Genomic DNA, 21,746 nt, shown 5'->3' with positions numbered 1-21,746 from the left:
TCTATATTTTTTCGGCTTGGCTTTTTTCAATTGCTATAACCTTTCTAATCATAAAAAAATATTATGAGTAGTATAGGCCTTTTATTTATTTTAGCACTTTATGTGTCCATACTCTTTTATATTGCCTATTGGGCAGAAAAAAGAAGCCACTCTAAATGGACAAACAATCCCTACATCTATTCCTTTTCACTAGCTGTCTATTGTACTGCTTGGACTTATTATGGCAGTATAGGTCTTGCTGCAAATTCAGGATTAAGTTATTTACCAATTTATGTAGGTCCAATCATAATTATACCCACTTGGATGATTATCCTCAAGAGAATTATCCGAATTTCAAGAGTGAATAAAATATCCAGTATTGCCGATTTTATTTCCCTTCGTTATGGGAATAGTAGATTTCTAGGAGCATTAGTTACCTTGATTTGCATTTTTGGGATTGTTCCCTATATCGCTTTACAACTAAAATCGATTTCAGATACTTTTCATATTGTCACTAAAACACAATCAAATTCTAATATTTTCAATGATACCACTACCTATGTTTGTCTTGCTTTGGCATTATTTGCTTCTTATTATGGGACGCGCTATGTAGATGCCTCCGAAAAAAGACGTGGAATAGTAACGGCAGTAGCTATCGAATCCATATTAAAATTAGTTTTCTTTTTGATCATCGGGATTTACGTAACGTATTTTGTTTATGATGGTTTTGGGGACATTTACACTAAAGCAGCTATTCTTGAAAATTTTGAGAAAAAAAATTCTATCGGCGGGTTGAGTGAAAGCATTAATTGGTTTTTTCTTTGTGTATTATCCATGTTTGCTATTTTTCTATTACCTCGACAGTTTCATACCGCAATTATTGAAAACAATAAAGAAACTCATATTCGAACAGCGATTTGGTTATTTCCATTGTACTTATTACTTTTCAATATTTTTGTATTCCCAATTGCTTGGGGAGGAAATATTTTATTTGAAGGACAAGGGTTAAATTCAGATACGTATTCCTTATTAATCCCTCAATTTTTCAATAATAGTACGCTTACCGTATTAGTATTTCTTGGTGGGTTTTCGGCGGCAATATCAATGATTGTTGTTTCATCTATCGCCTTAGCTACGATGCTCAGCAACAATCTTTTAATTCCTTATGGATTCATAGGTTCCTTAGAAAATTATTTACAAGAAAAAAACAGTAAACGAATCTTAAACAGTAGAAAAATAGGTATTTTTTTACTTATCCTTTTGGCATATGCTATCTATAAAATTTTTATTCTGGATTACACATTGGTATCTATTGGATTAGTATCTTTTGTGATTATTGCACAATTAGCCCCTTCTTTTTTTGGTGCTCTATTCTGGAAAAGAGGTTCTAAAAATGGTGCTGTAACTGGAATTATACTTGGTTTCACTATTTGTTGTTATACACTTCTTGCTCCATATGCTATTGGAATTACAAAATCGACCAGCTTATTTATTCAAGAAGGACCTTGGGGCATTGGACTACTGAAACCATTTCAGCTTTTTGGATTAAATTATTTAGACCCCATTCCGCATGCAGTTTTTTGGAGTTTATTATTCAACTTAATGAGCTATGCTGCCATTTCTGTCAGTTTTAAAGGAAATTACAGAGAACGCAATTATGCCGAAATGTTTGTTGATATTGATAAATACATCACCAATCATGAGAATGCTTTTGTATGGAAAGGAACGGCATACATATCAGACATTCAAAAAGTGTTACAACGTTTTCTGGGTGAAGAAAGAACCAAACGTGCACTCACTATTTTTAATTTAAAATACAATATCGATAAAAACATTACAACAGCCGATGCTCGATTTATAAAATTTGCCGAAAATTTATTAACGGGTCATATTGGTACGGCTTCCGCAAAAATCTTAATATCAAGTGTAATTAAAGAAGACAAAATCAGCTTAACCGAAGTACTTCGAATTCTGGAAGAATCTCAAGAAAATATTATCATCAATAAAAAACTGACGGATACTTCGAATGAATTAAAAAAAATATCCCAACAGTTAAAAAATGCCAATCAAGAATTAATAAATAAAGACATTCAAAAAGATGAATTTCTTGACACAGTCACACATGAATTAAGAACACCAATTACAGCCATTCGAGCTGCAAGTGAAATCCTTCATGATGATGAAGACATTCCCGAAGAACTAAAAAAACGTTTTTTACAAAACATCATTTCCGAGTCAGATCGATTGAATCGTTTAATCGATAAAATTCTGGATTTAGAGAAATTTGAAACTGGGAAACAAAAACTGTATTTATCAAAAAACAACATTTCTAAAACAATAAAAAATACTTTAGAATCGGTAAAACAATTGATAAAAAATAAGAATATTGAGGTAGAATTTCATCAAGCTCAAAAAGAAATAAAAGCCTTTTATGATGAAGAACGGATTGTTCAAGTAATTCACAATTTATTATCGAATGCTATAAAATTTTGCCCTGAAAAAGAAGGGAAAATTACTATTACTATAGTCGAAAATAAAGATGTTATTGAAGTCCAAATTCACAATAATGGCAAAGGAATTAAAGAAGAAGATTTTGAAGCTATTTTTGATAAATTCTATCAATCTAGAAACCAAAATGTCAAAAAACCTATTGGAAGTGGTTTAGGTCTAGCCATTTGCAAACAAATAATTGAACATCACAAAGGAAAAATTTGGGCCAAAAAGACAAAGACCGAAGGAGCCACTTTTATTTTCACATTACCTAATTACAATACTACTGAAACTACACTGCCATGAAGAAAATTTTAATTGTAGATGACGAACCTAATATTGTTATGTCTTTGGAGTATACTTTCAAAAAAAATAATTTTGAAGTTTTCATAGCACGTGACGGTCAAGAAGCCTTAGACATTTTACAAAACCAACTACCTGACATAATCATTCTCGATGTAATGATGCCACTGGTGGACGGTTTTGCCACATTAGAACAAATAAAAAAAGATGATCGATTACAAAATTGCAAAGTGATATTCCTTTCTGCAAAAAACAAAGAAAAAGACATAGAAAAAGGCCTCTCATTAGGTGCTAATTTATATGTAGTCAAGCCATTTTCATTAAAAAAATTAGTAGAACAAGTACACGATTTATTGCAATAATTTAGAAGTAACCAAATCATGAATTACAACGATTTTTATACCAAAAGCATCATGCAGCCCGAAGATTTTTGGGCAGCACAAGCAGATACTATTGAGTGGTACAATAAACCACAAATAATTTTATCGAAAGATGAAAAGGGTTACCCCCTTTGGTATAAAGATGGGGAACTGAACATTTGTTATTTGGCATTAGACAAACACATACAAGATGGCTATGGAGATCAAACGGCAATAATTTATGACTCTCCTGTAACTCAAACAGTCAAAAAATATACTTTTGAAGAAGTTAAAACAGAAGTTGCCAAACTTGCTGGAGGCATGCAATCATTAGGATTAAAAAAAGGAGACACGGCTATAATTTATATGCCTATGATTCCTCAGGCCGCTTTTGCAATGCTAGCATGTGCCAGAATTGGAGTAACACATTCGGTTGTTTTCGGCGGATTTGCTCCGCACGAATTGGCAATTAGAATTGATGATTGTAAACCTAGACTAATTATTACTGCTTCTTCAGGAATTGAAATCGACCGTCTCATAACCTACAAACCATTAGTAGACGAAGCAATTGAATTAGCATCGCATAGACCTAAAAAAGTAATTGTATTCAATCGAAAATTAGGCGCTAAAGTTCCGTTTAAAAAATACGATGTTGATTATGATGCCTTAGTGTATGGCTCAGAAGAGACCCCTTGTATTCCTGTAAATACTTTACACCCCTTATATATTTTATACACATCTGGAACAACGGGAAAACCGAAAGGAGTGGTAAGAGATACTGGTGGTTATGCTGTAGCACTGCAATTTTCAATGCAATACATCTATAATGTAAAAAAAGATGAAGTGTTTTGGGCGGCCTCAGATGTGGGTTGGGTTGTGGGTCACAGTTTTATTGTTTATGGCCCCTTAATCAATAGAAATGCTACTGTTATTTTCGAAGGAAAGCCTATAAAAACGCCAGATGCAAGCACTTTTTGGAGAATTATTGCAGAGCACAAAGTGAATGCCATGTTTACCGCTCCTACTGCAATTCGAGCTATCAAAAAAGAAGATCCTAATGGCGATTTTATAAAAAAATACGATTTAAGTTCTTTAAAAACACAATTTTTAGCTGGTGAACGTTGTGATATTGCTACTTTAGAATGGTATTCAAAACACATATCTGTTCCCGCGATTGATCATTGGTGGCAAACAGAATCGGGTTGGCCTATGATAGCTAACATGATGGGAATAGAACAATTACCAGTTAAACCGGGTTCGGTAGGTAAAGCTGTTTGCGGGTACAATATTAAGATTTTTAGCGAAGAAGGAATTGAAGTAGCCGCAAATGAGCAAGGATATGTAGTTATACAATTACCCTTACCTCCTGGAACCTTACTTGATTTATGGAATGACAACCCTAGATTTAAAGTGGGTTATTTAACCCAATTTCCTGGATATTACTTCTCTGGAGATGGTGGTTACAAAGATAATGATGGTTACATTTTTATCACTGGAAGAGTCGATGATGTTATAAATGTAGCAGGGCATCGCCTATCCACTTCTGAAATGGAAGAAATTGTTTCATCCCATCAATCCGTTGCTGAGTGTGCAGTAATAGGAATAAATGACGCACTAAAAGGGCAAATACCTCTAGCTCTTGTAGTTACAAAGTTAAATGAAGATATTGAACATTTTCAATTAGAGCAGGAAATTATAAAATTAGTCCGAAAACAAATTGGAGCAGTAGCATCATTAAGAAACGTAGTGATTGTAGAACGATTACCCAAAACACGATCGGGGAAAATTTTAAGAAAATTATTGCGTAGTATTGCAGACGGTGATTCTTTCCAAATTCCATCTACTATAGACGACGAGGTTATAGTTGAGGAAATCGATGCTATTTTAATAAAATATGAGATTGGCATTTATAATAAAAAATAACACTAACTATATTAAAAATTACAAAAATGAGTCGTTACAAAATAAATAATCTAGAAGAATACTTTAAAGAATATAAAAAATCAGTTCGTGAACCTAAAAAATTCTGGGACAAAATCGCATCAGAAAACTTCACTTGGTACCAAGAATGGAGTAAAGTTGTCGATTTTAATATGGCTGAAGCCGAAATAAAATGGTTTGAAGATGCAAAAGTAAACATTACTAAAAACTGTATCGACAGACATCTTGCAAAAAAGGGTGATAAAACGGCTATCATTTTTGAACCTAATGATCCAAAAGAAGAAGCATTACATATTTCTTATACTGAATTGCATCAACGTGTTTGTAAAATGGCAAATGTGTTGAGAGATCAAGGCATTCAAAAAGGGGATCGCGTGTGTATTTATTTACCCATGATTCCTGAACTAGCTATTACCACTTTGGCTTGTGCTAGAATTGGAGCCATTCATTCTGTTGTTTTCGCAGGGTTTTCGGCTTCAGCTGTAACAACTAGAATAAATGACAGTGATTGCAAAATGGTAATTACGTCAGATGGTGGATATCGTGGTAACAAAACAATTGACTTAAAGGGGATTATTGACGAGGCTTTAATAAACACTACTTGTGTCGAAAAAGTGTTAGTGGTAAAAAGAACCAAAACGGATATAAAAATGAAAGAAGGTCGCGACCAATGGTTGCAACCCCTTTTAGATCAAGCATCAGATAACAATACTGCTGAAATAATGGATGCCGAAGATCCTTTATTCATTCTTTATACTTCTGGCTCAACTGGAAGACCAAAAGGAATGGTACATACCACCGCAGGTTATATGGTCTATACTGCTTACACATTCAAAAATGTATTTAATTATGAAGAGAACGATGTTTTTTGGTGTACCGCAGATATTGGTTGGATAACCGGACACTCTTACATTCTATATGGACCATTACTAAATGGCGCAACTACAGTTATATTTGAAGGCGTACCATCCTATCCTGACTTTAGTCGTTTTTGGGAAATTATCGAAAAACATCAAGTAAATCAATTTTACACAGCTCCTACCGCAATTCGTGCTTTGGCAAAAGAAAGCTTAGATTATGTACAACGATTCCCACTTAAATCTTTAAAAGTAATTGGCTCAGTTGGAGAACCAATCAATGAAGAAGCTTGGCACTGGTATAATGATCATGTAGGAGATAAAAGATGTCCAGTGGTAGATACTTGGTGGCAAACAGAAACGGGAGGAATCATGATTTCACCAATCCCATTTGTTACCCCAACAAAACCAACTTATGCCACGTTACCATTACCTGGAATTCAACCGGTATTAATGGATGAAAAAAGAAATGAAATTGAAGACAATCAAGTAGTAGGGTCTTTATGTATTAAATTTCCTTGGCCAGGAATTGCCAGAACGATCTGGGGCGATCATCAACGCTATAAAGAAACTTATTTTTCAGCCTTTCCAGGCAAATATTTTACTGGGGATGGTGCTTTGCGTGATGAAGTAGGGTATTACCGAATTACGGGTCGTGTAGATGATGTAGTTATCGTATCCGGTCATAACTTAGGAACAGCTCCTATTGAAGACGCCATCAATGAGCACCCAGCAGTTGCTGAGTCCGCTATTGTAGGTTTCCCACACGACATAAAAGGAAATGCATTATATGGTTATGTTATTCTAAAAGAATCAGGGGAATCTCGCGACAGAGAAAATTTGATGAAAGAAATCAACCAACAAATCTCAAATCAAATTGGTCCAATTGCCAAGTTAGATAAAATACAATTTGTTTCTGGTCTACCCAAAACACGTTCAGGAAAAATTATGAGAAGAATTCTTCGTAAAATAGCCGAAGGAGATTATTCTAATTTTGGGGATACCTCTACATTATTAAATCCTGAAATTGTGGATGAAATAAAAAACGGCAAAATTTAATTTTATAATTTTTATTATAGCAAAAAGCGACTTCATGAATGAAGTCGCTTTTTTTATAAATAAGAAAAGCTGTCTTTTCAGAACAGCTTTTCAAACAAACCAAAACAACTTAATTATTTTTTAATAAACTTCATAACTTTCACTTGATTCTCTTCGGTATACGCTTTAACAACATATATTCCCTGACCTAAATCGCTTACCCCATATTGAAAAGTAGCATTTTTATTCGTTTTGAAACTCTTCATCAATTGTCCTGTAATAGAAAAAATTTCTACTTTAGTTACATCACTGTTGAGTGTAAAGTAATTTTCGACTGGATTAGGATACAAATAAATTGAATTATCCTTATGTTCGAAATTAGCAATTGCCAAAGCAGCCACTTTATTTCCGTATATTCTAAATTCTCCAGCTGGAATATTAATTGTAGCACTAACGTTTGTAACATTAATAGAAGTATTATCCATCAAGTTATACCAAGTTCCAATATATGGAAAGCCCGTTGCTACATTTTGAGCTGACAGGTCAAAATTAGCCAAAATTAACACATCTTTAAGTTGCGTCGATGCCAAAGCACTGTTGGTAATCTTAATATTTGGAGTCAGCGAAGTCCCACTAGCCATAGTTGCAGTACCTACGAAAACGGGTTCATTTATTTTTAAAGCAATCATTTTAGCCCAATCCGTATAGATTTTACCTCTGCCAGCATCCCCTAACCAATTATTAACCCATTGTGGTTGTGGTTTAGTATCTAGTTTACAATCTCCAGCCGTTGCATCAGAAGAAGTGTTTACTGTTCCATTGTTACAAGAAAAAATGGACAAATCCCAACCCAATTCTCCGAAATGCCAAATCATCTTTGGTCCTGGAACTAATAATGTAACCGCACCTAAAGCTGACATTCTAGTAAGAGCAGTACTTGGTGTTTTTACATTATAACCATTTAGATTAGCCCCATATTGTATGTTTTTATACATCAATCGTTCTTCATCGTGACTTTCAGCATAACCCATCAATCTATTTTTAGTAAATCCATGAGCCTTACTGTTCATTCTAGAAATATCATTATTAGAATTGTATCCCATAGTCAATTGATTGTAAGGATCAGTCATCTTTCCCCACATCATTATCCCTTTACTAGGTGATTCAGTAACTCTATAATTTGCCCATTCCTTTTCTTCAGTATCTGTTCCTAAGTGTTCAAAAATAGTATAATGTGTTGGATCCAAACTCCACGAATAATCCGCATAATCTTTCAAAATCGCAACTCTGTCCGCTTGATACGCATTTGTGCAAGACTCATCATTTGCAGTACAATTTTGCGTAAACCCTTTGGTTAAATCCCAACGAAAACCATCAATTTTGTACTCTTCAATCCATTGCTTCACCACTCTTTTTACATAATTTTTTGTCAATAAAGAAGTATGATTAAAATCCTCACCAACACTATAACTGTGTTTAGCTACTGTATTAAAATAAGGATTTTCGGCAGTTGCGCTTCCAAAGCCATCCCCATCTGGATCATTCATCCACATCCTTACCATTGGATTTCTTCCAAAAGCATGATTTAAAGCTACATCAAGAATAACAGCAATTCCGTTTTGATGACACAAATCAATAAATTCTTTTAATTTATTTGAAGGTCCGTAAAACTTATCCAAAGCCATGTGAAAAGAGGTATTGTAACCCCAACTCTCATTACCTTCAAATTCCATTACGGGTAATAATTCAATTGCATTTATTTTTAAATTCTTGAAGTAATCAATTTTATTAATCAAATCTTGAAAATTTCTATTTGCATCAAAATCCCTTACTAAAACTTCATAAACAACTAATTTTTCTTTCTCTGGCTTTACAAAATTTGTAGTTGCCGTACTCCATGCATAGGGAGCTTGACCCGTTTGTAAAACAGTTACCTCTCTCTCCTGGCCTACTGGATAAGCAGGAAGATTAGGATAAGTTGAAGAAGGAATATAAGGATCGTCATAAGGAGAAAGAACTAATGTCGAATAAGGATCAGCTGTTTTTACTAATGCTGGAGAATTGGCAATTGGGGTTGTTTCACCCACCCAATATTGGTAACTATAATTCGTTCCAGAAACTAATCCGGTCAATTCCAACCAGAATTTTCCTGATACTGGATCCTTTTTCATTGCATAATTAGAATTAGGTTGCCAATCGTTAAAGGTCCCCGCAACATATATAAAATCCTTCAATGGAGCATCTAAAACTAATGTCGCTTTTGTAGGATCCGTTGAATTGTAATTAATTCCATCTAATAATCCCGAAGGCATTGCCACAGATGCTACTCCTGGATTTACAATAACCGAAAACTTTTTTAAAACTGAAGTGGCTCCTTGCGTAATTTCCAATACATAATTCTGGTTTGCAGTTATATTAGTATGGCTGTAAGTATAATTTGCAGTTGCACCATTTGTATTAATACTAACCCCGTTTGATTTTAAGTTATAGCTTGCATTTCCGCCAGTATTAGATGCGCTGATAGTAAAATTGCTACCCGATGAAATTATCGTTGAGCTATTTTCAGTTGGAGAGGTCAATGTCGCTTGAAAAGCACCAACATTAAAAAAAGTATCAGCGGTTTGCATATTTCCAGCATCATTCCTTAAAACCACACATATCTCAGTAATAGAGCTTGTCGTTGGAACACCGAAATAGGTATATAAATCAGGTGTTAAATCTAATTTATAAGTAGTTCCAGAAACCAAAGTTAATTTAGGTTGTGTAGTATTATTTCCCCAAGTACCTTTCACGTTTTGCCATCTTGCTCCATTCACCGTCAATCCAATATGCGCATAGATTGTACCTGAATAAGTAGCTAAAGTAGTTCCTGTTTTATTAAAATTAAGAGTAACGATTCCATTTGCGATTGCAGGTGATGGGTTACTAGTAAATTGCGCAAAACTTAATGAGGAGATTAAAAAAAGTAATAATAAAAGTAAAAATTTCTTCATGGTTTTTTGGTTTTAATAGAAAAGGCTACCGTAAAGATAGCCTTTTCAAATATTAAAAAATATTATTGCTTAACCATAGTATAAGTATAAGCTCTAGGGTTACTTAAATCTAAAGTAATCAAATAAGTCCCAGCAGTAGTTCCAATATTTGTACCTCCACCTTCAAGAGTTCCATCGGCTCCAGTATCACCAAAGTTATAATCCCAATTGTTATTAGCTCTAAATTTCATTCCATTATCTGGAGCTGATTGAGTAGTTAAAGTAGCTATTAGAGTCCATTTTTTTGTAACTTTATCATAAGTCATTGGCGTATCAGCATCCCAACCTCCTGGTGTAGCATTACCTACAATTCCCCAAACTTGTTTAGTGGCTTTGTAAGTTAATTTTTCAGTATCAACTTCCATTTTATAATATCCTGCAGCAGGAATTTTAAGATTATCAGGTCCAGATAACAATAATGTTCCTGGTGTAGCTCCAGCAGCATATTCTCCAGGTTGTGACCATGCAGGAGCGCTAGTAAATTTATATTCAGCATTAGCATCATTAAAATTAATGTACCCTTCAAAATCAACCTTTCCATAACCCGAAGCCGCTAATTTAGGAGATGAAGCAGGATCCCAATCTTTAGCATAACCAGAAGCTTCTGCATATCCTCCTGGTACCCATAATTTAGGGCTTTCGGTAGTATAAGGAGTTACAACAATTCCTATTACATTAGAAAACATATTTGTTGCTCCTACAGTTGCTTTAACTCTAACTTCCATTTCAGCAGGAGAAAATGGAGTAGCATTAAGTGCCAATGCAGCTCCGTTCATTGATTCTACTGATACCGAAACCTGATTATCAGAAGGCAAAGCACTTCCTATTTCTTTAGGAGTTTTAAATTCATTCCCCTTAGTGTCCATTTCGACTACATAGTTCACTTGAACATCTCCTCCAAAATTAGCTGATTTCCAAGTAAAACGTTCTGCTTGTGCAGCTGCATTTTCTGGAGTCAATATGTAAGCCACCCCGTCTGTTGGAGCCGTTAAAACTGGTGAATCAACACCTTCGATAACTGGTCTATCTTGAACGTCTTCAACGCTACATGACAAAGCAACTATCGCAAATAAAGCAATTATTGATCTAGTTATATTTTTCATTTTATATATTTTTTAAATTATTAGTATCCAGGATTTTGTTGTAACTTTTGATTTGATGCCAATGCAGTTGCAGGAATCGGGAATAAATTTCTATACGATTGTGTTGGAGATCCACTAGCGGCACCACCTTTAAAAGGCCATAAATAAGCTCCGCCAGTAAATTTACCAAAGCGAATTAAATCCGTTCGTCTATGTCCTTCCCAGTGCAATTCTCTTGCTCTTTCATCAAGAATAAAATTCAGGTTTAAATCACCTTCAGAGATTGTTGCTCCTTTTGCTCTTGTACGCAAAGCGTTAACGTATGTTGTTGCAGTAACCATATTAGCACCTGCTGCACCTCTAACGGCGCATTCAGCATACATTAAATATGCATCTGCTAAACGGAAAATAGGAAAATCTGAATCTGAAAAATCTCCAGATTTATCAGAACCTTGTACTCCGTTGACATCAACATTTCTAAATTTTTGAATTGCATATCCATCCGTAAAAGTTCCTAAATCTTTTATTTCTTTAGTTTGACCGTCTGTATAAAATTGTCCACGTGTATCAGTCGTATTTGCGTCAAATTTATCTACAAAAGCAGCTGTAGTTCTTATTCCTGCCCAACCACCGTTAATACCAAATTGTGCAGCATTCATTGAACCACCTACCGCAGCGTGAGTTAAGAAAGTTGTTCCCCCATACGTTTGGGTATGAATACCATCAAATGCAATGGCAAAAATGAATTCGTTTTGAGCTCCATTTTTATCATTATCAGCAAAAAACAATTGGTTGTAATTTGCATGTAGACTATATGCTGATCCATTTATTTTAGTAATTAACGGCACTGCTTCAGCATAATGATCTACACCAATATATACTTTTGCATTCATATACAATTTAGCCTGTAACATCCAATCAGCAGCTTGATCTACACGATACTTCTCATTTGTTTTTGGCGCTTTTAATTGCCCTGCTATTGCAGTTAATTCTTCGTCAACAAATTTGTATAATTCTGCTCTAGTAGCATAATCTGGATAGTAAAAATTAGTTGGAGAATCTTCAGTAACCAAAGAACCACTACCAAACGTATCAATCAAATGCCAATACGTCATTGCTCTCAAAAAACGAGCTTCAGCTCTGTAAGTAGCAATCTCGCTTTTTAAAGTTGCATCTACACCTCTAGCTGCCAATTTCTCATCAGTAGTTTGGCGCAAAAATTCGTTACAGTTCACAATTTGAAAAGAGAAACGAGCAAAAGTAGCGTTAATAAAACTATCCGAAGATGTCCATGATTGCGAATGAAAATCTTTAATAGTTCCATCATTCCATCCTATAACTGCCTCATCAGTTGTTAATTCCTGCATCATCCAATACCCTCTAATGTATTGACTTGTTCCCTCGTCGATTCCTGAAATATCAGGTTTTCCTGCAGGACCTTGCTGCCCTGAAGTGGCAAAACCTGCATATAGTTTGGCCAAATTTTGCTTATACGATTCCGGCGTGCTGAAAAACTCATCACCAGAAACCGAATCTCCGTTGTCAGGAGATTGGATTAAATCATTGGTACATGATGGAAATGTAAGGACCAACAGTAACAAAGAAATACCCAATAGTTGTTTATATATATTTTTCATTTTTCTTATTATTTGTATTAGAAATTAACGTTTAAACCTAACGTAAATGTGATTGGTCTAGGATATAAATTTTTATCAATACCTCCAGAAATCTCTGGATCTAAACCATCATACTTAGTGATTGTTAAAATGTTTTGTGCAGATAATGTTAATTTAACTAATGATGTAGCATTTTCTTTTTGATTAAAAGTATATCCAACACTCACATTATCCAATCTGATAAATGAAGCATTTTGGATGTAATAATCTGAATGCAATTGAAAATCATTTGATTTAGTAAAACCGGTTTCTAAAAGGTTAGCAACTCCGTTATTTAAATCGGTATTTCTCGTTAAAACATTATTATAAACCCCTTTATTAGAATCTACGTTGTTATAATTATAATTACCCCATGAACCTCTCCAGTTCATTCCCATATCCCAGTTTTTATAAGTTACACTTGTATTAAAAGCATAAAAGACATCAGCTGCTGGTTTATGAAAACGGTATTTATCACTTTCATTAACGATACCATCTTTATTTCTATCGATAAAAACGCCTTCAAGTGGTTTACCATCGGCTCCATATGCTTGCTCATAAACAAAGAATGAATTTGGCGCATAACCAACTTGATGACTTTGAATGTAGTTTCCTGTACCTCCGTCAATTGATCCCACATCAGTTATACCAGGAGTGTTGTCTTGAGTCGTAGTTAATTTAGTGATTTTAGAATCTTGAAAAGTTACATTCCCACCAATAGTCCATTGAAAATTATCATTTCTCACTGGAATAACTTCAGCAGCTAACTCAATTCCCTTGTTGTCGATTGTCCCAATATTATAGTTGTCTTGATTTGAGAAACCAAAGAAAGCCGGATTGTAAGTAAACAACAATAGATCTTTAGTAATTCTTTGATAAGCATCAGCACTACCTGTTATTCTATTATTGAACAATCCAAAATCAAGACCAACGTTTACTGTTGTTGTTTGTTCCCATTTCAAATTGCTATTGTACGGCTCTGGTCTATAAGTAGTATAAAAAGTATCCCCGATTTGATATTGAGCAGCATTATTAGACGCTAAATACAACGGAATTGAAGGATACGATTTACCAATATTTTGTTGTCCCGTTATACCCCAACCTCCTCTTAATTTAAGACTAGAAATAGCTTCCACATCTTTCAAGAAGTTTTCTTCGTTTAATTTCCATCCCACAGCAACTGCTGGGAAGTTTGACCAACGGTAATTCTCTGTAAATCTAGATGTACCATCTCGTCTCAAAGACATTGTCAATAAATATTTATCTGCAATGGTAATGTTTGTTCTTGCAAAAAACGATTGCAAGTTGATACGTGTTGGCGTAAACAACTCATTATTAGTCACTCCTCTTTCAAAATTATAAGAAGACTTGTTTTTTGATTCTTTAAAATCTTGGTACGTATATCCCCCTGTCACATCAAATTGTGTATCAATAGACTCAACCTTCTTATTGTAGTTTAAGTACAAGTCCATTAATTTATTATCACGAGACTCTAAATTTTTATACGTATTGTTATATCCTGAACCTGAAAACCCATTACGGTAATCTGCCGCTGTATTACCATATCCAGTTCCAGTCATTTGATCATATCCAAAATTAGCTACGGCTTTTAAGTCTGGAAAAAAATGCAACTTATAATCCAACTGAACGTTTCCAATACTTCTATAGAAACTACCATAGTTGTTTTGTTGTTCGATTTGAGAAAGTGGATTAACTCCCGCTAATTGATTGATTTCAGTAGGAGAAGTTTGCCATTGAAAATAAGTACCATCAGCATTTCTAACTGGTTGTGAAGGATCAAAGCTAACCGCTCCACCAACAGCACCTGTAGTACTGTAATTACTTTTTATAACAGATGTATTATTATTTATTTCAATTTTCAAATGTTTATCAAAGAAATTCCCTGTAACATTAGCTCCAAGAGAAGTTCTTTGCATATTATCTCTTTTTAAAATTCCATTCAAATTAGCATATCCTACAGAAGCTCTGTACACTACATTATCAACACCACCACTTAAGGCAACATTATGATCCGTTCCAATTGCTGTTCTATAAATTTCATCTTGCCAATCTGTATTAGCAGTACCTACAAGTGCTTGTTGAGCTGCATTTCCATTTGCTGCAACAAACTCTTTAAATTGAGTACTTGATAATGCATCTACTTTTTTAGTAATTTCAGAAACCTGAAGATTACCATTATAAGAAACTTTCAATTCTCCTGCTTTTCCTTTTTTAGTAGTAATAATGATTACACCATTAGAAGCACGTGATCCATAAATTGCAGTAGCAGAAGCATCTTTTAATACTGAAATAGATTCAATATTATTTTGATTAATAGTAGATAATGGATTTCTACCACCCTCTACACCACCATTTGCAACTGGTACACCATCAATTACATATAATGGATCATTACTTGCTGAAAGTGAAGACCCACTTCTAATTCTAATAACTGGGTCAACTCCAGGTGAACCACCACCATTAATAATTTGTAAACCAGCTACTTTTCCTTGAATCATTTGATCTGCAGAAGTTACAGGCCCCTTGTTAAAATCTTTTGCTGATAAAACGGTTACGGCTCCAGTTGCATCTTTTTTCTTAACAGTACCATAACCTACTTGGATAACAACTTCTTTCAATTGATTTTCATCTTCTTCTAAAGAAACTGTCAGTGCTTTTTGAGCAGCATAACTAACAACGGTATTTTTATATCCAATAAAAGAAAAAACGATTTTATCGCCTTTCTTCACATTTACTAATTGAAATTTACCGTCGAAATCAGTGGAAACGCCATTAATAGCGCCTTGTACATTTACATTTACCCCAGGAATTGGTTGTCCTGATATTTTATCAAGAACTGTCCCATTAAGAGTATTCTGAGCCAGAATACTAAAAGGCAATAGCAGTACTAAAAATAACAACTTTTTATAAATTGTTTTCATACTTTTTGTTTAAATTAATTTGTTTTTATTGAACTTTACTTATACTTCGAGCGTTAAATTTATGTAAATTTTAACGTGCTCGACAAAGTCACTTTTATATTGGGTTACGAAAACGTGATAGTGTTGAAAAGTTTCTACTTTATTTAATTTTATAAGGGTTAAATTGCCATAAATTATATTAAAATAGATTTTTATTATGAATACCAAATAATTCCTTAATTGATCCATGAAAAGAAAAGTAACACTTAAACAAATTGCAAAAGAACTGGACGTCTCCATTTCAACCGTTTCAAAGTCACTTAGAAATAGCTTGGAAATTGGAGAAGAGACTAGGTTAAAAGTGCAAGCTTTTGCTAAATTTTACAATTACAAACCTAATAACATTGCACTAAGCCTAAAAAACAGAAAGACAAAAACAATCGGGATCATTATCCCTGAAATAGTACATCATTTCTTTTCGACCGTTATCAATGGGATCGAACAAGTTGCCAATGAATATGGGTACAGTGTAATTATATGTCTCTCTGACGACTCTTTTGATAAAGAGGTCCTTAATATGGAACTATTAGCTAATGGAAGTATCGATGGATTTATTATGTCTCTTTCTAAAGAAACCCAATTAAAAGGAGACTTTCATCATATTACCGAGGTGATAAATCAAGGAATGCCCGTTGTAATGTTTGATCGTGTCACTAACGATATTCTTTGTGACAAAGTTATTATTGATGACAAATCTGCAGCTTACGAAGCCGTTCAAAGTTTAATAGACAAAGGCAAAAGAAAAATAGCACTAGTAACTACAGTTGATTATGTAAGTGTAGGCAAATTAAGAACTGACGGATATACCAAAGCGATATTAGACAATAACATCCCTTTCGACGAAAACCTAATTATCAAAATTGAAGATATTGATACATGCGAAATCATTATTGGAAAATTATTGGAAGACAAGGCCATTGATGCAGTTTTCGCCGTAAATGAACTTTTTGCCGTAACTTGTATAAAGACAGCCAGTAAAATTGGCTTAAGCGTTCCTGAAGATTTTGCAGTAATTGCTTTTACGGATGGGATTATTTCAAAATATTCTACGCCAACTATTACAACTGTAAGTCAAAATGGAATAAAAATGGGCAATAAAGCGGCAAAAATGCTTATTGACCGATTGGAATTAGAAGAAGACGAAGAGGAAAATTATAAAACTGAAGTGATAGAAACACATCTTATAGAGAGAGAATCCACAAATTAGCTTTTTAATTCTATATAATTCATTACTACAACCTTGTAGTAAAATATTTCCCTATTTTTTAAAAGTTAAAAATAGAAGTTTGGAAAAAAATTTTATATTTACACCCACCTCAAAGCTTTTACTTTTACTTCGAAAATAAGAACAAGTTTTGATAAGCATCGCGCTTATCGTATTATTAATATAAATTACGATAATGGAAAAGCGTAAGTTAAGTTTCTGGCAAATTTGGAACATGAGTTTTGGATTTCTAGGAATACAAATGGGATTTGCATTGCAAAACTCTAATGTTAGTAGAATATTTCAGACTTTAGGTGCAAACATTGATGACATCCCTATTTTATGGGTTGCCGCTCCTTTAACTGGATTAATTATTCAACCAATTATTGGTTATTTCTCTGATCGAACTTGGACCAAATTAGGACGAAGAAAACCTTATTTTTTAGCAGGAGCAATTTTAGCTTCGGCAGCTCTATTTGTTATGCCAAACTCTCCAGTGTTATGGATTGCGGCAGGAATGCTTTGGATTATGGACGCTTCGATCAATGTCTCTATGGAGCCATTCCGTGCATTTGTAGGAGATAATCTTCCTGAAAAGCAACGTACCATGGGGTTTGCTATGCAAAGTTTCTTCATTGGTATTGGTGCCTATTTTGCGTCAAAATTGCCTTTGATTTTCACTCATTTGGGTGTTCAAAACACTGCTCCTTTAGGTATTATTCCAGACTCTGTAAAATATTCCTTTTATTTTGGTGGTATTATATTTATAGTTACTGTTCTATGGACTGTAATTACGTCCAAAGAATATTCTCCAGAAGAATTAGCCGCTTTTGAAAAATACAAAGAAATCACGTTTGTAAAAGAAGATCATTCAGCAGAATGGTTTACCTCCAACGGAAAATCTCATTTAACTAAGGGAACTCTATTTTTAATTGTAAGTATCCTATTTTCATTTGTAATTTATCATTTTGATTTAAAGAAAGATTTATACGTTTTATCTCTTGGGCTTATTGGCTTAGGTGGTCTCGCAATGGTTGCTTCAGGATTAATGCAAAAAACCAATAACACCAAAAATGGTTTTGTTACCATTATGAATGATTTTCAGTTTATGCCAAAAATCATGAAACAGTTGGCTTGGGTACAATTCTTTTCTTGGTTTGCCCTTTTCTCCATGTGGATTTACACCACTCTTGCCGTAACACAACATATTTACGGAACGACTGATACCACATCAGTTGCCTACAATACAGGAGCAAATCAAGTGGGAGAAATGTTTGCTAACTACAATTTAATTGCCGCAATCGCTTCTTTTTTATTGCCCTTATTAGCAAAATACACGAGTAGAAAATTCACCCACTTTGCTGCATTAGTTTGCGGTGGAATTGGTCTTATATCTATCTATTTCATAAAAGAACCAACAACATTTACTATGGAATGGCTTCCAATGATAGGAGTTGGAATTGCATGGGCAAGTATTTTATCAATACCCTATGCTATGTTATCTGGCTCTTTACCTTCTGCCAAAATGGGATATTACATGGGAGTTTTTAACTTCTTTATCGTAATTCCGCAACTAGTTGCTGCATCCATTCTAGGATTTTTAGTATCCCAAATTTTTAACAATGAACCCATATACGCATTATTAATTGGTGGAGCTTCCATGATTCTTGCCGGAATTATTGCTCTTATTATTAATGACGAATCCAAAATTACAATCAATGAATAAAAAAGCATTCATATTCGACCTTGACGGAGTTATAGTAGATACCGCGAAGTACCATTATTTAGCATGGCAAAAAATTGCACAAGAATTAAATATTGATTTCACACTAGAACACAATGAACTATTAAAAGGAGTAAGTCGTGTACGTTCTCTTGATATTATATTAGAATTAGGAAAAGTAGAAGCGTCACAAGAAGATAAAAACAAATGGTTGATTCAAAAAAATGAAGAATATCTCACCTATCTTGTTGATATGGATCAAAGTGAAATCTTACCTGGAGTAATGCCTATTCTACAGTTTTTAAAAGATAAAAACCAACCCATAGCATTAGGATCAGCAAGTAAGAATGCAAGACCTATTCTTGAAAAAACAGGAATCATACATTATTTTGATGCTATTGTTGACGGGAATGATGTTACCAATGCCAAACCTGATCCAGAAGTTTTCTTGATAGCAGCAAAATTATTAGGATCAAAACCAGAAGATGCTATTGTTTTTGAAGACTCTGTTGCTGGTGTTCAAGCAGCCAATATTGGTAAAATGACAAGCATAGGAATTGGCGAAGAAAAAACACTTCATGAAGCTAAGTATATTTTTGAGGATTTCACTCATATTGAATTTGCTTTCATCGAAAAATTGATTAATAAATAAAGAATTGAAATTATTGGAAAGCTAATTTTCAGTATTTAAATAAAATTAAAAAAATGAACCAAGATTATATAAAACCAGACAATTGGTCCATCATTGAAGAAGGATTTGATTCAGAAAGCGTAAAATCATCAGAAAGCCTTTTTAGTATTGGAAATGGTGCTATGGGACAACGTGCTAATTTTGAAGAAAATTATACTGGCTCTACTTTTCAAGGAAGTTATATTGCTGGGATTTATTATCCAGATAAAACTAAAGTGGGTTGGTGGAAAAATGGCTACCCTGAATATTTTGCAAAAGTATTGAATGCACCCAACTGGATTGGAATTGATATTGAAATCAATGGCGAGAATTTAGATTTAAACACCTGTGTTGAAGTAAACCATTTTCGTCGTGAATTGAATATGAAAGAAGGATGGTACAACCGTTCATTTGAAGCCAAGCTAAAAAATGGTACTGAAATCGCCGTAAACGTACGTCGCTTACTTTCACTGGATTTGGACGAAGTAGGTATCATAAATTATGAAATTACGCCATTAAATAAAGACGCAAAAATAGTTTACAAACCGTACATAGATGCAGGTGTAACAAATGAGGACGCCAACTGGGATGAAAAATTCTGGGAGCCACTTGAAGTAAAACATGTAGGCAACGAAGCTTTTGTTACAGCACAAACCTTCAAAACACATTTCAAAGTGACCACTTTTATGCAAAACAGCATCTTAGAAAATGGTCGAAACTTAAATATTTCACCTAGCAACTTTGAAACAGGTACAGACAAAATTCAAAGTAGTTATGCTGTTATTGTCGCTCAAGGCAAAAAATCATCTATTCAAAAAATAGGGGGATATACCGTTTCTTTAAATCATACAAATACTTTTACAGCAGCCGAAAAAGCAATCCAACTTGCTTTAACAAAAGGGTACGATCAATTGTTACAAGATCAAATTGATGCTTGGGCAAAAATTTGGGAAATGTCAGATATTACTATTGATGGTGATGTGAAAGCACAGCAAGGTATCCGATTTAATATTTTCCAATTGAACCAAACTTATTTAGGTAAAGACAGCCGATTAAACATCGGTCCAAAAGGATTTACTGGAGAAAAATACGGAGGATCAACCTATTGGGATACTGAAGCGTATTGTATTCCATTTTATATGGCGACCAAAGACCAACAAGTAGCTCGAAACTTATTGACGTACCGTTACAATCAACTGGATAAAGCAATTGAGAATGCCGAGAAAAACCTTGGATTCAAAGATGGTGCAGCATTATACCCGATGGTTACCATGAATGGTGAAGAGTGCCATAATGAATGGGAAATTACGCATGAGGAAATACATAGAAATGGGGCTATCGCTTTTGCAATCTTCAATTACCACCGTTTTACTGGCGATTATTCTTACATCCCAGAAAAAGGATTAGAGGTATTAATAGGTATCGCTCGTTTTTGGCATCAAAGAGCGAATTTCTCCAAAGACAAAAATCAATATGTTATTCTAGGAGTTACAGGTCCTAATGAATATGAAAACAACATCAACAATAATTTCTACACCAATTATATTGCTAAATGGTGCATTGATTATGCGCAAGAACAAATTCAGAAAGTTTCTTTAGAATACCCATCAGATCATAAACGTATTATTGAGAAAGTAAAATTATCTGATGCTGAATTGCAAGAATGGAAGAAAGTAGCAGGAAATATGTATTTCCCAAAATCAGAAGAACTAGGAATCTACTTGCAACAAGATTGCTTTTTAGATAAAGATCTTGTTCCTGTAAAAGACTTAGACAAATCACAACGCCCGATCAATCAAAAATGGTCTTGGGACAGAGTATTGCGTTCTCCTTATATCAAACAAGCTGATGTATTACAATGTTTCTATTTCTTTGAAGAGCATTTCTCTAAAGAGGAACTGAAACGTAATTTTGAGTTTTACGAATCGTTCACAGTACATGAAAGCTCTCTTTCGCCTTGTGTTCATTCCATTCAAGCGGCTTCCCTTGACAAAATGGAAATGGCATATACATTCTACTTAAGAACATCGCGACTAGATCTAGATGATTACAACAAAGAAGTAGAAGAAGGGTGTCATATTACATCAATGGCCGGTACCTGGATGAGTATCGTAGAAGGATTTGGCGGAATGCGAGTAAAAAATGACACGCTGCACTTTTCTCCAAAAATTCCAAAAGAATGGAAAGGGTACTCCTTTAAAATAAATTTCAGAAATCAAATTCTAAAAGTGGCTATCAATCACAATCAAACCACTTTTTCAGTAGATGGAACAAAGGAATTGACAATAATCGTAAATGGCAAACCAGTTGTTGTTTCCCCTACTCTATAACAATTTAATTGTAAAGAACTTGTAGATAATTCTTTCTCTTAGAAAAGGCTAATTTGCCTACAAACAATCCCAATTTTATTGGGATTGTTTAATTTAAACTAA

Annotated in this window: 12 protein-coding genes; 8 read left to right on the top strand and 4 right to left on the bottom strand. The window is 34.2% G+C overall.

Going from position 1 to position 21,746, the window contains the following annotated elements; translation table 11 throughout:
* Window positions 1–63 precede the first annotated feature (63 nt).
* Genes AB3G36_RS05530 through acs form a run of 4 tightly spaced genes read left to right on the top strand, consistent with a single transcriptional unit; the run spans window position 64 to window position 6,988 of the window.
* On the top strand, window positions 64–2,775 hold the full coding sequence (locus AB3G36_RS05530) for an ATP-binding protein (RefSeq protein ID WP_367756815.1): 2,712 nt from the start codon (window positions 64–66) through the stop codon (window positions 2,773–2,775).
* Entirely contained in the window at window positions 2,772–3,134 is a 363-nt protein-coding gene (locus AB3G36_RS05525) for a response regulator transcription factor (RefSeq protein WP_367756813.1), read from the top strand. The genes AB3G36_RS05530 and AB3G36_RS05525 overlap by 4 nt, the downstream gene beginning before the upstream one ends.
* 18 nt (window positions 3,135–3,152) lie before the next feature.
* Window positions 3,153–5,054, top strand: coding sequence for an acetate--CoA ligase (locus tag AB3G36_RS05520; RefSeq protein WP_367756811.1), 1,902 nt, complete (start codon window positions 3,153–3,155; stop codon window positions 5,052–5,054).
* Window positions 5,055–5,080: 26 nt separating this feature from the next.
* Complete coding sequence (gene acs, locus AB3G36_RS05515; RefSeq protein ID WP_367756809.1) at window positions 5,081–6,988, top strand: acetate--CoA ligase; 1,908 nt, start codon at window positions 5,081–5,083, stop codon at window positions 6,986–6,988.
* A gap of 113 nt (window positions 6,989–7,101) precedes the next feature.
* Here acs and AB3G36_RS05510 read toward each other — a convergent pair whose 3' ends face one another.
* The 4 genes from AB3G36_RS05510 to AB3G36_RS05495 all read right to left on the bottom strand — a co-directional run bounded on the left by AB3G36_RS05510 (window position 7,102) and on the right by AB3G36_RS05495 (window position 15,678).
* Entirely contained in the window at window positions 7,102–9,960 is a 2,859-nt protein-coding gene (locus AB3G36_RS05510; protein ID WP_367756807.1) for an alpha-amylase family glycosyl hydrolase, read from the bottom strand.
* A 62-nt stretch (window positions 9,961–10,022) separates the two neighbouring features.
* Entirely contained in the window at window positions 10,023–11,102 is a 1,080-nt protein-coding gene (locus AB3G36_RS05505; RefSeq protein WP_367756805.1) for a SusE domain-containing protein, read from the bottom strand.
* 20 nt (window positions 11,103–11,122) lie between these two features.
* A complete protein-coding gene (locus AB3G36_RS05500; protein ID WP_367756803.1) occupies window positions 11,123–12,718 on the bottom strand; it encodes a RagB/SusD family nutrient uptake outer membrane protein in 1,596 nt (531 codons plus the stop codon).
* 17 nt (window positions 12,719–12,735) lie between these two features.
* Complete coding sequence (locus AB3G36_RS05495) at window positions 12,736–15,678, bottom strand: SusC/RagA family TonB-linked outer membrane protein (RefSeq protein ID WP_367756801.1); 2,943 nt, start codon at window positions 15,676–15,678, stop codon at window positions 12,736–12,738.
* Window positions 15,679–15,904: 226 nt separating this feature from the next.
* Between AB3G36_RS05495 and AB3G36_RS05490 the strand changes: the two genes are divergently transcribed.
* From AB3G36_RS05490 to AB3G36_RS05475, 4 genes are all read left to right on the top strand, one after another.
* The gene (locus tag AB3G36_RS05490; protein ID WP_367756799.1) at window positions 15,905–16,924 is read left to right on the top strand and encodes a LacI family DNA-binding transcriptional regulator; all 1,020 of its coding nucleotides are present in this window, start codon (window positions 15,905–15,907) and stop codon (window positions 16,922–16,924) included.
* Between the two features lie 193 nt (window positions 16,925–17,117).
* The gene (locus AB3G36_RS05485; protein ID WP_367756797.1) at window positions 17,118–18,647 is read left to right on the top strand and encodes an MFS transporter; all 1,530 of its coding nucleotides are present in this window, start codon (window positions 17,118–17,120) and stop codon (window positions 18,645–18,647) included.
* Window positions 18,640–19,296 carry a beta-phosphoglucomutase gene (gene pgmB, locus AB3G36_RS05480; protein WP_367756796.1) on the top strand — a complete coding sequence of 219 codons (657 nt, stop codon included), beginning with the start codon at window positions 18,640–18,642 and terminating at the stop codon, window positions 19,294–19,296. The genes AB3G36_RS05485 and pgmB overlap by 8 nt, the downstream gene beginning before the upstream one ends.
* Window positions 19,297–19,349: 53 nt before the next feature.
* Window positions 19,350–21,644, top strand: coding sequence for a glycoside hydrolase family 65 protein (locus AB3G36_RS05475; RefSeq protein ID WP_367756794.1), 2,295 nt, complete (start codon window positions 19,350–19,352; stop codon window positions 21,642–21,644).
* The last annotated feature ends 102 nt before the right edge of the window (window positions 21,645–21,746 follow it).

It is taken from the genome of Flavobacterium sp. WC2430 (assembly GCF_040822075.1).
Taxonomy (GTDB): domain Bacteria; phylum Bacteroidota; class Bacteroidia; order Flavobacteriales; family Flavobacteriaceae; genus Flavobacterium.
Note: the sequence above shows the minus strand (reverse complement) of the source record. Positions and strands in the feature narration are given on the sequence as shown.

Excerpts from the sequence above, each read along its gene's own strand:
- AB3G36_RS05520 (WP_367756811.1), top strand. The coding sequence starts at position 3,153 with ATGAATTACAACGATTTTTATACCAAAAGCATCATGCAGCCCGAAGAT.
- AB3G36_RS05490 (WP_367756799.1), top strand. The coding sequence starts at position 15,905 with ATGAAAAGAAAAGTAACACTTAAACAAATTGCAAAAGAACTGGACGTC.
- AB3G36_RS05510 (WP_367756807.1), bottom strand. The coding sequence starts at position 9,960 with ATGAAGAAATTTTTACTTTTATTATTACTTTTTTTAATCTCCTCATTA.
- pgmB (WP_367756796.1), top strand. The coding sequence starts at position 18,640 with ATGAATAAAAAAGCATTCATATTCGACCTTGACGGAGTTATAGTAGAT.
- AB3G36_RS05525 (WP_367756813.1), top strand. The coding sequence starts at position 2,772 with ATGAAGAAAATTTTAATTGTAGATGACGAACCTAATATTGTTATGTCT.
- acs (WP_367756809.1), top strand. The coding sequence starts at position 5,081 with ATGAGTCGTTACAAAATAAATAATCTAGAAGAATACTTTAAAGAATAT.
- AB3G36_RS05485 (WP_367756797.1), top strand. The coding sequence starts at position 17,118 with ATGGAAAAGCGTAAGTTAAGTTTCTGGCAAATTTGGAACATGAGTTTT.
- AB3G36_RS05505 (WP_367756805.1), bottom strand. The coding sequence starts at position 11,102 with ATGAAAAATATAACTAGATCAATAATTGCTTTATTTGCGATAGTTGCT.
- AB3G36_RS05500 (WP_367756803.1), bottom strand. The coding sequence starts at position 12,718 with ATGAAAAATATATATAAACAACTATTGGGTATTTCTTTGTTACTGTTG.
- AB3G36_RS05475 (WP_367756794.1), top strand. The coding sequence starts at position 19,350 with ATGAACCAAGATTATATAAAACCAGACAATTGGTCCATCATTGAAGAA.
- AB3G36_RS05530 (WP_367756815.1), top strand. The coding sequence starts at position 64 with ATGAGTAGTATAGGCCTTTTATTTATTTTAGCACTTTATGTGTCCATA.
- AB3G36_RS05495 (WP_367756801.1), bottom strand. The coding sequence starts at position 15,678 with ATGAAAACAATTTATAAAAAGTTGTTATTTTTAGTACTGCTATTGCCT.